Origin of the sequence: Rhodopseudomonas sp. AAP120 (genome assembly GCF_001295845.1) — a bacterium.
Lineage (GTDB): Bacteria > Pseudomonadota > Alphaproteobacteria > Rhizobiales > Xanthobacteraceae > Rhodopseudomonas.
The window spans coordinates 26,883-40,660 of record NZ_LJIC01000154.1 but is presented as its reverse complement, the minus strand read 5'-3'; the positions used below and the strand labels follow the sequence as shown (position 1 = coordinate 40,660).

The window sequence follows — 13,778 nt, the reverse complement described above, 5'->3', positions numbered from 1 at the left end:
TGCCGCCTGGAAAGGCGGCACGTTTCGTTTTCGGGGTACGTTGGTCCGCGACCGCATCGCAAGGCGGCCGGCCCGCGGCCCGCTTTTCCGATTGGATCGGCCATGTCGAGCGCAGCTTCTACGTCCCATCTTCTGCCGGTATTCGCCAGGGCGGATGTCGCCTTCGAGCGCGGCGAGGGCGTCTGGCTGCACGCGACCTCCGGCGAGCGCTACCTCGATTTCACCAGCGGCGTCGCGGTCAATTCGCTCGGCCATTGCCATCCGCATCTGGTCGAGGCGCTGCAGCAGCAGGCCACCAAGCTGTGGCACATGTCCAATTTGTTCAAGAGCCCGGATGGCGAGCGGCTGGCGGCGCGGCTGTGCGAACAAAGCTTCGCCGACAAGGTATTCTTCGCCAATTCGGGCGCCGAGGCGATGGAATGCGCGCTGAAGATGGCGCGGCACTATCACTTCGCGAAGGGCAATCCCGAGCGCACCCGGATCATCACCTTCGAGGGCGCGTTCCACGGCCGCACGCTGGGAACGCTCGCCGCCACCGGCTCGGCCAAGTATCTCGAAGGCTATGGCGAGCCGCTGAGCGGCTTCGACCAGGTCCCGCTCGGTGACATCGAGGCGGTCAAGAAGGCGATCGGCCCGCACACCGCCGCCATCCTGATCGAGCCGCTGCAGGGCGAGGGCGGCGTGCGCTCCCCGGAAATCGCGTTCTTCCGCGCGCTCCGCGAGCTGTGTGATAGCAACGGCCTGCTGCTGATTTTCGACGAGGTGCAGACCGGCATGGGCCGCACCGGCGAGCTGTTCGCCTACAAGCGGATCGGCGTCACACCCGACCTGATGTCGCTCGCCAAGGCGCTCGGCGGCGGCTTTCCGATCGGCGCCTGCCTGGCGACCGCCGAGGCCGCGTCCGGCATGGCGCCGGGCTCGCACGGCTCGACCTTCGGCGGCAACCCGCTGGCCGTGGCCTCGGCCAACGCCGTGCTCGACGTGATGCTGAAGCCCGGCTTCTTCGATCACGTGAAGAAGATCTCGCTGCTGCTGAAACAGAAACTCGCCGGCGTGGTCGATCGCCATCCGCAGGTGCTCAGCGAAGTCCGCGGCGAGGGCCTGCTGATCGGCCTCAAGGCTGTGGTGCCGTCGCCCGATCTGGTCGCTGCGCTCCGCGATCAGAAGCTGCTCACCGTCGGGGCCGGCGACAACGTCGTTCGCCTGTTGCCGCCGCTGATCGTCAGCGAGGCGGAGATCGAAGAAGCGGTGACGCGGCTGGAGCAGGCCTGCACGGTGCTGAGCGGTCAGGCGACGCAGCGGGAGGCGGTGTGATGAGCAACGCCGTTCTCAAAGCCCCGCGGCATTTCCTCGATCTCACCGAAGTGCCGACCTCCGAACTGCGCAACATGCTGGCCGCGTCGGTGTCGATGAAGGCCAAGCGCAAGGCGGGCGCGATCGACGAAAAGCCGCTCGCCGGCAAGACGCTGGCGATGATCTTCGACAAGCCCTCGACCCGCACCCGGGTGTCATTCGATGTCGGCATGCGCCAGCTCGGCGGCGAGTCGATCATGCTGACGGGCCAGGAGATGCAGCTCGGCCGCGGCGAAACCATCGCCGACACCGCGCGGGTACTGTCGCGCTTCGTCGATATCATCATGATCCGCATCCTCAATCACGATGCGCTGCTCGAGCTCGCCGCCAATGCCACCGTGCCGGTGATCAACGGCCTGACCCGCAAGTCGCATCCGTGCCAGGTGATGGCCGACGTGATGACGTTCGAGGAGCATCGAGGCTCGATCAAGGGCGCGACCGTGGCCTGGACTGGCGACGACAACAACGTGCTGGCGTCGTTCGCGCACGCCGCGCAGCGCTTCGACTTCAAGCTCAACATCGCCACCCCGCCGCAGCTCGCGCCCAACAAGGCGCTGCGCGACTGGATCAAACAGAGCGGCGCGGCGATCAGCATCGGCACCGATCCGGAACAGGCGGTGCGCGGCGCCGATTGCGTCGTCACCGACACCTGGGTGTCGATGGGCGATAAGGACGGCGAGCATCGCCACAACCTGCTCAAGCCGTATCAGGTCAACGCCAAGCTGATGTCGCTCGCCCACAAGGACGCGATCTTCATGCACTGCCTGCCGGCGCATCGCGGCGAGGAAGTCACCGACGAGGTGATCGACGGCCCGCAGTCGGTGGTGTTCGACGAAGCCGAAAACCGCCTCCACGCGCAGAAGGGCATCCTGGCCTGGTGCCTCGGCGCGGTGGCGTAGCAGCCGGCGGCTCCTTCTTCTAACCCTCTCCCCTCGTGGGAGAGGGTGGCTTCGCGCAGCGAAGCCGGATGAGGGGGCGGCGGCCACTGCGCTGTTCTCGACCCCTCATCCGACGCGGACTGCGTCCGCGCCACCTTCTCCCACAAGGGGAGAAGGAAGAACGGCGCGTTGCAAGGCTGTTGTACAACAGGGCTGCCATACGTCGCTCGACCCCCGCAGCCCTTTCGATCCCCGCCTCCCGCCCCCAGATAAGCGCCCATGACCTCACAGACCCCCGATCCCCACACTCCCGAAACGCCCATCCGCGCGCCGTCGGCCGTGCCGATCGACGACAGCGTGCTGCCGTTCGAAGTCGGCCCGCTCGATCTGCGCGGGCGGCTGACGCGGCTCGGCCCTGCGCTCGACGAGCTGCTCGAGAAGCACGCCTATCCGACCCCGGTCGGCAAGCTGCTCGGCGAGGCCGTCGTGCTGGCGACGCTGCTCGGCTCGGCGCTGAAGTTCGATGGCCGCTTCATCCTGCAGACCCAGACCGACGGTCCGGTCTCGCTGCTGATCGTCGACTTCCAGGCGCCCGACCGGCTGCGTGCCTATGCGCGGTTCGACGAGAGCCGGCTGGAGCCGGGGCTGAGTTCCGGCGCGCTGCTCGGCAAGGGCCATCTGGCGATGACCATCGACCAGGGCCCCGACATGAGCCGCTACCAGGGCCTCGTCGCGCTCGACGGCGGCGGGCTGGAGGAGGCCGCGCACGAATACTTCCTGCGCTCCGAGCAGATCCCCACCAAGGTGCGGCTCGCGGTCGGCGAGGAATGGCGCGGCGGCGAGGGCGGCCGACACCATTGGCGCGCCGGCGGCATGCTGCTGCAATTCCTGCCGAAGGCGCCGGAGCGTGCGCGCCAGCCCGATCTGCATCCCGGCGACGCGCCCGAGGGCGCCGAAGTTCACGCCGTCACGGAAGACGACGCCTGGGTCGAAGGCCAGTCGCTGATCGGCACCGTCGAAGACATCGAGCTGATCGATCCGGACCTGTCCGGCGAGCGGCTGCTGTATCGGTTGTTCCACGAGCGCGGCGTCCGCGTGTTCTCGTCACTGCCGCTCCGCGCGCAATGCTCCTGCTCGCGCACCGCCGTCTCCGGCATGCTGTCCCGCTTCTCCGCGCAGGATCGCGCCGACATGGTCAAGGACGGCAAGGTCGTGGTGACCTGCGAGTTCTGCTCTTCGGTCTACGAATTCACGCCGGAAGAGGCGGGGGTGGAGCCGGGTGCAGAAGCGACGAACTCAGAGGCGACCGGCGCAGCGCCGAACGAGTAGTTCGCTCCTCGCCATCAGCCCCCGTGTCCCGGACGCGATGCAGCACGCAGTGCTGCTTCGCAGATCCGGGACCCCGGTGACTCCGCCCGATACGACATATCTCGAAGCTGCTTCGTCGATCCCAACCGGGGCCCCGGATCTCCAGCGCACCACGCCTTCGGCGCGCTGCGCAGCGTCCGGGGCACGCAGACATCCGCGTGTGCCCCCTCAATTCAACGTCCGCTTGCCCTCCGGGCTGTCCAGCGAGAACGCCGGCACGTCGATTTCGAACCGTTCGCCGGTTTCGCTTTCCATCTGGTAGCGGCCGGCCATGAAGCCGGAGGCGGTGGGGAGGGGGACGCCGCTGGTGTATTCGAAGCGTTCGCCGGGCGCGAGCACCGGCTGTTCGCCGACCACGCCCTCGCCGCGCACCTCCTGGGTGCGGCCGGAGGCGTCGGTGATCACCCAATGCCGGGTGCGGAGCTGCACGGTCTCGTCGCCCGCATTGGTGATGACGACGGTGTAGGACCAGAAGAACTGTCGGTTCTCGGCGGACGACCGTTCCGGCAGGTAGTTCGGCTCGACGGTCACCTCGATCTGGCGGGTTATGGCGCGGTACATGGACGTTGTTCCAGCTTGCGTCGCAATCATATCGCAAATTCCCATTTCGAAACCAGCCGCTCGGAACGATTTTCAGTCTACGGCGCGCGACGGGCCGCGGTTTCAACATAGTTGCGGCGTAGTTCCGCGGCGACGCCGGGTCGCACCGACGGTCTGCACGAAACCGGGCATGGTGCGGGGCGCGCCGTCCTGCGGTCGCTGCCGTCGCCGTTCGGCTGTGAGGTGCGGCGCTTCGCAACATCTCGCCTGTGCCGAAGCAGGCTGGTATATCAGCGTCACGGCGCGATGCTGCGCCCGTCCGGAGCCCCATGACTCCCGTCGCCTCCACCGTCGCCGAACCGGTTGCTGCAACGCCGCTCGCGGAGATTTCCCCGCCGACGGACGCCGCGCCGCCGCCGGCTCCTCCACCGAAGCCGGCGATCCGCAAGACGGTGCCGAAGCGGGAACTGCGGCTCGACCTGTTCCGCGGCCTGGCGCTGTGGCTGATCTTCATCGATCATCTGCCGGCGAACGTGCTGACCTGGCTGACCATCCGCAATTACGGCTTCTCCGACGCCACCGAGATATTCATCTTCATCTCCGGCTACACCGCGGCCTTCGTGTACGGCCGGGCGATGCGCGACCAAGGCTTCGTGGTGGCGTCGGCGCGGATCATGAAGCGGGTCTGGCAGATCTACGTCGCCCACGTGTTCCTGTTCACGATCTTCCTGGCCGAGATCTCCTACGTCGCCACCAGTTTCCAGAACCCGCTCTACACCGAGGAAATGGGCATTCTGGATTTCCTGAAGCAGCCCGACGTCACCATCGTCCAGGCGCTGCTGCTGCGGTTTCGTCCGGTCAATATGGACGTGCTGCCGCTGTACATCGTGCTGATGTTCTTCCTGCCGGCGATCCTCTGGATCACCCGTCGCTCACCCGACATCGCATTGGCGCTGGCCACGGCGCTGTATGCCGCGACCTGGCAGTTCGATCTGCATCTCACTGCCTATCCAAGCGGCGTATGGGCGTTCAATCCTTACGCATGGCAGCTGCTGTTTGTGTTCGGCGTCTGGTGCGCGATGGGCGGAGCGCAGCGACTTGCGCGTGTGCTTGCCTCGCCCATCACCCTGTGGGTGTCGGTCGCCTATCTGCTGGCGGCGTTCTTCGTCACGCTCACCTGGCACATGCCGCAGCTGTTCCACATCCTGCCAAAATGGCTGGAGCAGTGGATGTACCCGATCGACAAGCCGAACCTCGACGTGCTGCGGTTCGCGCATTTCCTGGCGCTGGCGGCCATCACCGTGCGCTTCCTGCACCGCGACTGGCGCGGCCTGAACTCGCCCTGGTTGCGGCCGTTGATCCTGTGCGGTCAGCACTCGCTCGAGATCTTCTGCATCGGCATCTTCCTTGCTTTCGCAGGCTACTTCGTGCTGGCGGAGGTCTCGGGTGGGCCCGTTATGCATTTCTTCGTCAGCCTAACGGGTATCGTTATCATGTCGGCCGCGGCGTGGCTTTTTTCGTGGTACAAGAACGAGGTGGCCAAGGGCGGAACCCCCAAGGGGAGCCCCGACGCCGACCTCGCGGGAGGCGATGCATGATGGCCGGCAGGATGGCCAGCTGGAGAGAGATGCGTGTCCTGACGGGCCCGATGATCGGCGCGTTGGCCGGCGTCCTGGGCTTGGCGCTGCTGTCCGTGCGGCCCGCCATGGCGGCGCCGGAGGTGGCGTCGGTCGGCTGCGAAGCCCCGGCCTATATGCTGGCGACCGACCTGACCCTGAACCGGGTGGTGGCCTCTCTCAAGAACGACCGCAAGCTCGACATCCTGGTGATCGGCAGCCGCTCCTCGACCATCAGCGCGGCGGAAAACACCGGCTATCCGGCGCGGCTGCAGGCGCTGCTGCGCGACAAGCTGCCTGGCGTCAACGTGAACGTCACCCTGGAAATGCGGATGAAGCGGACCGCCGCCGAGGTCGCTTCCGGGATCAGCCAGCTCGTGACCGAGCGCAAACCTTCCCTGGTGATCTGGCAGACCGGAACCTACGACGCGATCCGCTCGATCGACCCGGACGACTTCCGCAGCGCGCTCGGCGAGGGCATCGAGGCGTCGCAGAAGGCCGGCGCCGACGTTATTCTCATGAATCTGCAATACAGTCCCCGCACCGAGACCATGATCAACCCCACGCCGTATTTGGACAATATGCGGGTGGTGGCGCAGGAGCACGACGTGCCGCTGTTCGACCGCTTCGCCCTGATGCGGCACTGGAACGAGACCGGCGAATTCGACCTGTTCAGCCCGGCGCCGGGAATCGACCTCGCGATGCGGGTTCACGGGTGCCTGGCGCGTGCGCTGTCGACGTTCGTGCTCGACGCGACGCATATCAATCCGTCGGAGCTGAGGACGCTGCGTTGAGATGAGGAGACGAGTTGGCGCAAAGTCCGCCGCCCTGGGCATCTGGGCGGCGATGGCGTTCGGCGTGCTGATATCCGGTGCCTTCGCGCAGACCGCGCATACCGAACCCGCGCCGGCCCGCGCCGAAGACACGGCTCCGGCGGCTCCGCCGGCCCAAAAGGGGCTCGCCGGGCAGGCGATCGACAAGGTCAAGCAGGCCGCCAAGCAGGCCGGCGACATCCTCACCCGCGTGCCCTGCCTGCCGCCGAAGGGCGGCAGCAAGTCGATGGGCTCGCTGCCGCACGTGGCGCGCAAGCTGGCCGATGGCGAGCCGGTCGTCATCGTGGCGTTCGGCTCGTCCTCGACCCAGGGCTACGGCTCGACCTCGCCCGCCTACAACTATCCCAACCGTCTCGCACAGCGCCTGCGCCGGCAATATCCGACCGCGGACATCACGGTGATCAACAGTGGCAAGGGCGGCGAGGACGCGCCCGAGATGATGGCGCGGCTGAAGAGCACCGTGCTCGACGCCAAGCCGGACCTGGTGATCTGGCAGGTCGGCACCAACGCGATCCTGCGCAACCTCGATCCGGCCGAGACCGGCAAGCTGGTCGAGGAGGGCATCTCGGCGATCCAGTCCGCCGGCTCCGACATCGTGCTGGTCGATCCGCAATACGTGCCGCGCGTCAACGAGCGCGGCGAGAGTGCCGGCAAGATGATCGCTGCGCTCGGCCGGCTCGCCGAGCTGCGCCGCGTCGGCATCTTCCCGCGCTTCGAGGTGATGAAGGACTGGCACGAGCGCCAGGCGCTGCCGTTCGACAGCTTCGTCACCGCCGACGGGCTGCACATGAACGACTGGGGCTACGCCTGCTTCGCGCAACTGCTCGGCGACGACATCATCCGCTCGGTCGGGCAGATCAAGCTCGGCGTCACCGTCCCGGCGGACGTGCGCGCCTATCGGCCGATGTAATCGCCTGCACTCTGTTGCGCTGGCCGCTCGGTGCAATCCCCGGCTGCGAACTGGCGGCTGTTATCATTCATCATGACTCAGTTGCGCTTCGCGGCATGACGCCGCTCTTGCGATCGTTCGTCGAGCTGATCTAATCAGAAGATCGAACACAGACTGACCTCGGCGAGATAGTTGCTGCGTACGCGTTCGCCGACGACGCAGGAACTTCCGCGAAGGCCTCGATCGAGGCCCGCGCTCAACTTGCATGAAGCAAGAGGCCGATGTCACGTTCCAGAATCCCGCTGCCGCATCTGCCGTTTCGCATCGCCAACGCGGTCGAGGATCTGGATATCGAAGTGATGTCGGAACGCCTGTCGAACGGCCGGTCGAAGACCAGCTATCGACTGCCGACCCGCGATGCGGAATTTCGCAGCGTCTCGCTGATCAAGCAGGTCGGTACCTCGACGATCGTGGCGAATGCCTGCACGGCGGTCGAATTCACATCGATCGACCCCGCCCATTCGATCGTGATGCTGCCGCTGAAGGGCGACGCGCTGATCACGCAGGACAAGCGGCAACTGACGTGGCGGGCGGATGCCTGCGCGGCCTTCCTTCCGGCCGCCGATACATCCGGCGTCTTCAGTAGCCGCTCCGCGGTGGGGATTCCGGTGCTGCCCGATCTGCTCGAAAATCTCGCGGCCCGGATGCTCGACCGCGATCCGGGTGGCCCGGCGCGACTCGATCTGTCCACGCCGCGCGAGCTACAGCTCGTCTGGGGCAACGTGCGGTTCAGCACCGCGTTCACCCATCTTCTGTTCGCGATCGACCAGTGCAGCGCTGCGCCGCAGATGCTCGATCGAAGCGGGCTCGACGACGCGCTCCACCGCCTGCTGGTGATGCTGCTGCAGCCGGAGATGTTCCTGGGCGATCCGGTCCGGCCGAAGCCTCCTCGTCGCTATCAGATCGACGACGTTTGCGATTACATCCTGGCCAATCTCGACCAGAAACTCACGCTGAGCGATCTGGAGCCGATCAGCGGGCTGTCGTCGCGCGTGCTGCAATACGCTTTCCGCGAACGCTTCGGCTGCTCGCCGATGCAATGGGTCAACGATCAGCGGCTGGAACAGGTGCGCGCACTCATTCAGGGAGCGCCTCCCGGCTCCCGCGTCTCGGCCATCGCCTCCGCCTATTTCAGCAACCTCGGCGATTTCGCCCAGAGATATCGCCGGAGATTCGGCGAACTGCCGTCCGTCACGATGGAACGCAGGCGAACCAAGTAAGCGAACTCCCTCACTGGTTGTAAGCCCGCGCTGGTTGCGTGATACAAATCCAACACACCCCTGTTTTGTTGAAGGCCCCGTTCGCAATCCGAATACGTATTTCGTGCGCGCGGTTTTCGCCCTGTCCGGCCCGTGCACCTTTCCCGGAAAGGTTCACGCGCAGCCGGATTCGGCGAATCGCAGAGGCAGGGAATGCAAGTTTACGAACGCCCCGGGGCAGGTCCGCGACACGTCGGAGCCGCTGGACGGCTGCGCTCCTCGACGTCCCGCCTGAAGCGCACCACGGCGCTGAGCGGACTTGCGGGCGTTGTTGCCTTCGCGATCGCGACATCGTCTGCGCTGGAGCCGGCCTTCGCGGCCGGTGGCGCCAGCGGGTCTGGTATCGCCGGTGGCGGCGACTCCGTCAGCGGCGCGGGCACCGCGGGCAGCAATAGCAGCGGTGGTGGCGGCGGCGGCGGCGGTGGCTCCGGCACCATCGGCGGCAGCGGCGGTCAGGGAACCTCGATGGGAGGCGGCGTCTTCCCGGGCGGTGCTGGCGGCGCAACGGCTGGAGCCGATGGCTCGGCGGGAGCAAGCGCGTCGGGAGCCGGCGCCACGAGCGGCGGTGGCGGCGGCGGCGGTGGCGCTCATGGCTATGTCGGCAGCCTTGCGCCTTCGTCGGCGGTGACCGGCGGCAATGGCGGCGCGGGCGGTGACGGCGATTACTATGGCGGCGGCGGTGGTGGCGGCGGCTATGGCGCGGTGATCAGCGGCGGCGGAAGCGGGACGTTCTCGGCGAATGTGAGCGCCGGCGCCGGCGGTGCCGGCGGCAACGCCATCGGCAATCCAGGCAACGGCGGATCGGGCGGCACGGGTCTCTATCTCGCGTCGCCCTCCTACAACGTGACCATTCTGGGCTCCGTGACGGGCGGCAACGGCGGTGCCGCAGGCACCGGTTTCTTTCCGGCCGTGGACGGAGCAGGCGGCGTCGGCCTCACCGGCGCCAGCAATCTGACGGTGATCCTCGGATCCACCGGCAGCATCGCCGGCGGGCTGAGCGGAGACGGCGTGACGCGGGCCAATGCCGTCACCTTCACCGGCGGCACCAACGTCTTCGAACTGCAGTCCGGCGGCACGGTCCTCGGCAACGTCGTTGCATTTTCGGCGGCTGATACGTTCCGCCTCGGCGGCGCGACGGCCGGTTCGTTCGACGTATCGACGCTCGGGACGACCGCGCCTTATATCGGCTTCGGCAAATACGGCGTGGCTGCCGGCGGCAACTGGACGCTCACCGGGACCGCGACGTCGACGAATCCGTGGACGATCGGCGGCACCGCGCGCGTCGACGGCGATCTTTCGTCCGCATCGCTGACAACGGTGAATGCCGGCGGCGTTCTGACTGGCGCGGGCCGGGTCGGCGAGACGCTGATCAATGGCGGCACGCTCACTGCCGTCAACGGCACGAACTCGCTCGCTTTCAATGGAAACCTGACCTTCACGGCCGCATCGACCTACATGGTCGAAGTCTCGCCCGCGTCATCGGGGCGCGTGACCGTCAACGGCGCCACGACCTTGGGCGGCGCGACCGTCAATGCGGTGTTCGCGTCCGGCAGCTACGTGACCAAGCAGTACACCATCCTGAATTCGACCGGAGCGGTCAGCGGCACGTTTTCGTCGCTGGTCAACACCAACCTGCCCGCCAACTTCACGTCCAGCCTGAGCTACGGCGCGAACAACGTCTATCTCGACCTCGCGCTGAACTACACGCCGACCCCGTCCGGGCCGGTGTTCACCCCGCTGAACCAGAATCAGCTCAACGTCGCCAACGCGTTGACCGGCGCCTTCAATGCCGGCCGTCCGATTCCGGTGGTGCTGGGTAGTCTCACGCCGGCGGGGCTGACCCAGGCAGCCGGCGAGACGGCGACGGGCTCGCAGCAGACCACCTTCGATGCGATGAACCTGTTCATGGGAGCGATGATCGATCCGTTCGCGGCGGGGCGTAGCGAGGCGGGCGCATCTGGCGGCAGTGGCTTGATGTCGTATGCCGGCCAGCCTGATCCGCGCGATGCCTATGCGATGTTCGCCAAGGCCGTACCGATGAAGGCCGCTCCGCCAGTGCCGCAATGGTCGGTGTGGGCGACCGGATTTGGCGGCTCGCAGACCACCGACGGGAATGGGTCGGCGGGCACCAACACCTCCACCAGCCGGATCTACGGCGCGGCGGTCGGACTCGATTATCGGATTTCGCCCAGCACGGTCGCCGGCTTTGCGATGTCGGGCGGCGGCACCAACTTCTCGGTCGCCAACAGCGGCAGCGGCCGGTCCGACATGTTCCAGCTCGGCGGCTTCATGCGGCACAGCTTCGGCGCGAGCTATCTGGCCGCGGCGATGAGCTACGCGTGGCAGGATGTGACGACGACCCGCAACGTCGCCGGGATCGATCAGTTGCAGGCCCGGTTCAACGTCAATGCCTTCACCGGCCGGCTCGAAGCCGGGACGCGCTACGTCACGCCCTGGATGGGCGTGGGCGCGACGCCTTACGCGGGCGTTCAGGTCACGGTGTTCGATCTGCCGGCGTATAGCGAGCAGGTGATCTCGGGTCCGGGCGTGTTCGCGCTGAACTACGCCGGCAAGGACGTCACGTCCACGCGCAGCGAACTCGGTGTTCGCACCGACAAAGCCTACCTGCTGGCCGATTCGATCCTGACGTTGCGCAGCCGCCTCGCCTGGGCGCACGAGTTCAACACCGATCGCAGTCTGGCGGCGACCTTCCAGTCGGTGCCGGGCGCGTCCTTCATCGTCAACGGCGCGCAGCAGGCTCGTGACGCGGCGTTGACCTCCGCTTCCGCCGAAATCAAGTGGCACAGCGGCTTCTCGGTAGCGGCGATCTTCGAGGGAGAATTCTCGGACGTCACCCGATCCTATGCCGGCAAGGGTGTCGTCCGTTATCAATGGTGAGTGCTGCCTCGCTTTGATTGAGTCCGCTCACGCGGACTCAATCAAAGCTGATTTACGGTTGCGGCGGCGGGCGGTCAGCGCGCCGCCGGTCTGCAGGAGTCGATGACGCGAACGTACGCCTCCCGGACGCTGGACGGCTCGCATTGGCTGCGAAACCGCCAGCTGGTCCGGCGCGGGCGGCTTTCAAGATAGACCGCAACTCTCTCGGCGGATCTGGCGGACGAATCCGTCAGATCGACCAAGCAGGCATTGGGGCCAAATAGTTCGCGATGCACCGGCAGATCCGAGAGGATCAGCGGCGTGCCATGACATGCCGCCTCGGCCGCAGACATGTTGAAACCCTCGAAGCGCGACACCGTAATGAACGCATCAGCACGGCGATACAGCGCGTCGAGTTCGCCGCGTGAGACGTAGCCGAGATGCCGGATGGCGGATCTGACCGCGTCCGGCAGCGTCGCCAGATTCTCTGCAAGCCGCTCCTGTCCATGCCCGGTCACCACCAGCCTCAAGCCCGGCCTGAGCGCGAGCAGCGCTGCGAACAATTCCAGCAGCGCGGGAAAATTCTTGTGCGGATGGTGATGGAAGGACGCCAGCAGGAACGGGGCTTCGTTGTCCGCAGCGTCGGAAAGATCGGCGACCGGATGTGCCTCGATCGGATTGTAGATCACGCTGCAACGCCGCGGCTTGCCGAACAGGTCGATGAAGTCCTGCTTCGTGCTCCGGCTGATGAACACGATCCGGTCCGCGTTGCGCTTCGTCACCGCGAAGGTCTGGTGCAGCCAGCTGCGTCGTTCCGGTGGAAACAGGTCCGGCAGAAAGGCGAACTGCAGGTCGTGGATCACATTGATGATCGCCGGGCCGGCGGTGTTCGGCTGTCTGGCGACCGGCGACTGAAAATTCGGGAAGAAGAACACCGCGTTCGGCTCGATTCCGGCCAGGATCTCGGCGACTTTGCGCTCGCGGTCCAGATACAGCATGTCGTCATGCGCGCAGCCCAGAGCGGCCGTGAACGCGCGGACGGAAACCAGCCGCTGCTGGTAATGCGCCGCGAGCTGGCGAAACAGAATCCGCGAGAATTCGACCACGCCTCCCATCCCGGGATAGTCGTGGACGATATCGAAGTAATAGATCGGCCAGGACGGCCCTGAAGGACGCTGCATGTCCGGACGTGTCGTGAGCGCCCGCGGGCTTGACCGTCACCAATAAAGCGTTCGGGGAGAAAGTGAAGCTCTCCTGCGCCCCGGACCGCAGCCCCTTCGCGGTTCAAACAGCGAGACAGCTTGGCTGCGATGACGCAGCGGCGACGTCGTAAGCCCGGACTGCGCCGAGCATATTGCTCAGCGCACCACGACCCTGGCGCCGGTCGGCACCCGCTCGTAGAGATCGACGACGTCCTGATTGAGCAGCCGGATGCAGCCGGACGACACCGCTTCGCCGATCGTCCACGGCTCGGTGGTGCCGTGGATGCGGAACATCGTGTCCTTGCCGTTGCGATACAGATATAGCGCCCGCGGGCCGAGCGGATTGTTGGCGCCGCCCGCCATGCCGCTCGCCCATTTGCCGTAGCGCTCCGGCTCGCGCGCGATCATGTTCGAGGTCGGCGTCCAGTTCGGCCATTCGGCCTTGCGGCCGACCTGCGCGGTGCCGGTGAAGGCGAGCCCCGCTTTGCCGACGCCGACGCCGTAACGAAGCGCCTTGCCGCCGTCGAGCACCAGATAGAGGAAGCGCTTGCGCGGCTCGACCACCACCGTGCCGGGCGGTTCGCCGCCGGTGTAGTCCACCACTTGCCGGACATAGGCCGGGTTGAGGTCACCGGCATCGATGCCGTCGATCGGGAACTTCTCGGTGTCGATCGCCGCATAGCGCGCCGCGACCGCCGGGCTCACCAGCGACGGCGAGACGCCGATCGGCGACTGGGAATCGGTGACACAGCCGCCGAGCGCGAGCGCGGCGGCAGCGAGGACAAGCAGGGCGGGAAATTTCATTGGGACAATCGAATTCGCTGATTTCGCTTTGACGGCTTCGCTTCGGCCGCGCCCCTATCTCTGGACCGGCGTTGGCGCGGCCGCAACCTCGTCGGACGC

General features: G+C 66.5%; 11 protein-coding genes. 8 read left to right on the top strand and 3 right to left on the bottom strand.

The annotated features are described in order from the left end of the window. The first annotated feature begins 102 nt into the window (after positions 1-102). From IP86_RS22275 to IP86_RS22265, 3 genes are all read left to right on the top strand, one after another. Positions 103-1,314, top strand: a complete 1,212-nt coding sequence (locus IP86_RS22275; RefSeq protein ID WP_054164618.1) for an aspartate aminotransferase family protein — start codon at positions 103-105, stop codon at positions 1,312-1,314. Then, positions 1,314-2,252 (top strand): ornithine carbamoyltransferase, encoded by a 939-nt coding sequence (gene argF / locus IP86_RS22270; protein WP_054164617.1) that lies wholly within the window; start codon positions 1,314-1,316, stop codon positions 2,250-2,252. The genes IP86_RS22275 and argF overlap by 1 nt, the downstream gene beginning before the upstream one ends. Positions 2,253-2,510: 258 nt before the next feature. Next, a complete protein-coding gene (locus tag IP86_RS22265; protein WP_054164616.1) occupies positions 2,511-3,560 on the top strand; it encodes an Hsp33 family molecular chaperone in 1,050 nt (349 codons plus the stop codon). Between the two features lie 207 nt (positions 3,561-3,767). Here IP86_RS22265 and apaG read toward each other — a convergent pair whose 3' ends face one another. Then, the gene (apaG, locus tag IP86_RS22260) at positions 3,768-4,160 is read right to left on the bottom strand and encodes a Co2+/Mg2+ efflux facilitator ApaG/CorD (protein WP_054164615.1); all 393 of its coding nucleotides are present in this window, start codon (positions 4,158-4,160) and stop codon (positions 3,768-3,770) included. A gap of 308 nt (positions 4,161-4,468) precedes the next feature. Here apaG and IP86_RS22255 point away from each other — a divergent pair, with 308 nt between their 5' ends. From IP86_RS22255 to IP86_RS22235, 5 genes are all read left to right on the top strand, one after another. Next, complete coding sequence (locus tag IP86_RS22255; protein WP_054164614.1) at positions 4,469-5,737, top strand: OpgC domain-containing protein; 1,269 nt, start codon at positions 4,469-4,471, stop codon at positions 5,735-5,737. Between the two features lie 29 nt (positions 5,738-5,766). After that, the gene (locus IP86_RS22250) at positions 5,767-6,549 is read left to right on the top strand and encodes an SGNH/GDSL hydrolase family protein (protein ID WP_054164613.1); all 783 of its coding nucleotides are present in this window, start codon (positions 5,767-5,769) and stop codon (positions 6,547-6,549) included. 52 nt (positions 6,550-6,601) lie between these two features. Beyond that, complete coding sequence (locus IP86_RS22245; protein ID WP_245290713.1) at positions 6,602-7,498, top strand: SGNH/GDSL hydrolase family protein; 897 nt, start codon at positions 6,602-6,604, stop codon at positions 7,496-7,498. 260 nt (positions 7,499-7,758) lie between these two features. After that, complete coding sequence (locus tag IP86_RS29170) at positions 7,759-8,757, top strand: AraC family transcriptional regulator (RefSeq protein WP_197279957.1); 999 nt, start codon at positions 7,759-7,761, stop codon at positions 8,755-8,757. 192 nt (positions 8,758-8,949) lie between these two features. Continuing rightward, entirely contained in the window at positions 8,950-11,694 is a 2,745-nt protein-coding gene (locus IP86_RS22235) for an autotransporter domain-containing protein (RefSeq protein ID WP_082364200.1), read from the top strand. A gap of 74 nt (positions 11,695-11,768) precedes the next feature. Here the strand turns inward: IP86_RS22235 and IP86_RS22230 are convergent, their stop codons facing one another. Together IP86_RS22230 and IP86_RS22225 are read right to left on the bottom strand one after the other, a co-directional pair. Further along, entirely contained in the window at positions 11,769-12,854 is a 1,086-nt protein-coding gene (locus IP86_RS22230; RefSeq protein WP_082364198.1) for a glycosyltransferase, read from the bottom strand. 177 nt (positions 12,855-13,031) lie between these two features. After that, a complete protein-coding gene (locus IP86_RS22225; RefSeq protein WP_054164610.1) occupies positions 13,032-13,679 on the bottom strand; it encodes a L,D-transpeptidase in 648 nt (215 codons plus the stop codon). Between the last annotated feature and the right edge of the window lie 99 nt (positions 13,680-13,778).

Coding starts and splice junctions, on each gene's coding strand:
- IP86_RS22275 (WP_054164618.1), top strand. CDS start 103: ATGTCGAGCGCAGCTTCTACGTCCCATCTTCTGCCGGTATTCGCCAGG.
- argF (WP_054164617.1), top strand. CDS start 1,314: ATGAGCAACGCCGTTCTCAAAGCCCCGCGGCATTTCCTCGATCTCACC.
- IP86_RS22265 (WP_054164616.1), top strand. CDS start 2,511: ATGACCTCACAGACCCCCGATCCCCACACTCCCGAAACGCCCATCCGC.
- apaG (WP_054164615.1), bottom strand. CDS start 4,160: ATGTACCGCGCCATAACCCGCCAGATCGAGGTGACCGTCGAGCCGAAC.
- IP86_RS22255 (WP_054164614.1), top strand. CDS start 4,469: ATGACTCCCGTCGCCTCCACCGTCGCCGAACCGGTTGCTGCAACGCCG.
- IP86_RS22250 (WP_054164613.1), top strand. CDS start 5,767: ATGCGTGTCCTGACGGGCCCGATGATCGGCGCGTTGGCCGGCGTCCTG.
- IP86_RS22245 (WP_245290713.1), top strand. CDS start 6,602: ATGGCGTTCGGCGTGCTGATATCCGGTGCCTTCGCGCAGACCGCGCAT.
- IP86_RS29170 (WP_197279957.1), top strand. CDS start 7,759: ATGTCACGTTCCAGAATCCCGCTGCCGCATCTGCCGTTTCGCATCGCC.
- IP86_RS22235 (WP_082364200.1), top strand. CDS start 8,950: ATGCAAGTTTACGAACGCCCCGGGGCAGGTCCGCGACACGTCGGAGCC.
- IP86_RS22230 (WP_082364198.1), bottom strand. CDS start 12,854: ATGCAGCGTCCTTCAGGGCCGTCCTGGCCGATCTATTACTTCGATATC.
- IP86_RS22225 (WP_054164610.1), bottom strand. CDS start 13,679: ATGAAATTTCCCGCCCTGCTTGTCCTCGCTGCCGCCGCGCTCGCGCTC.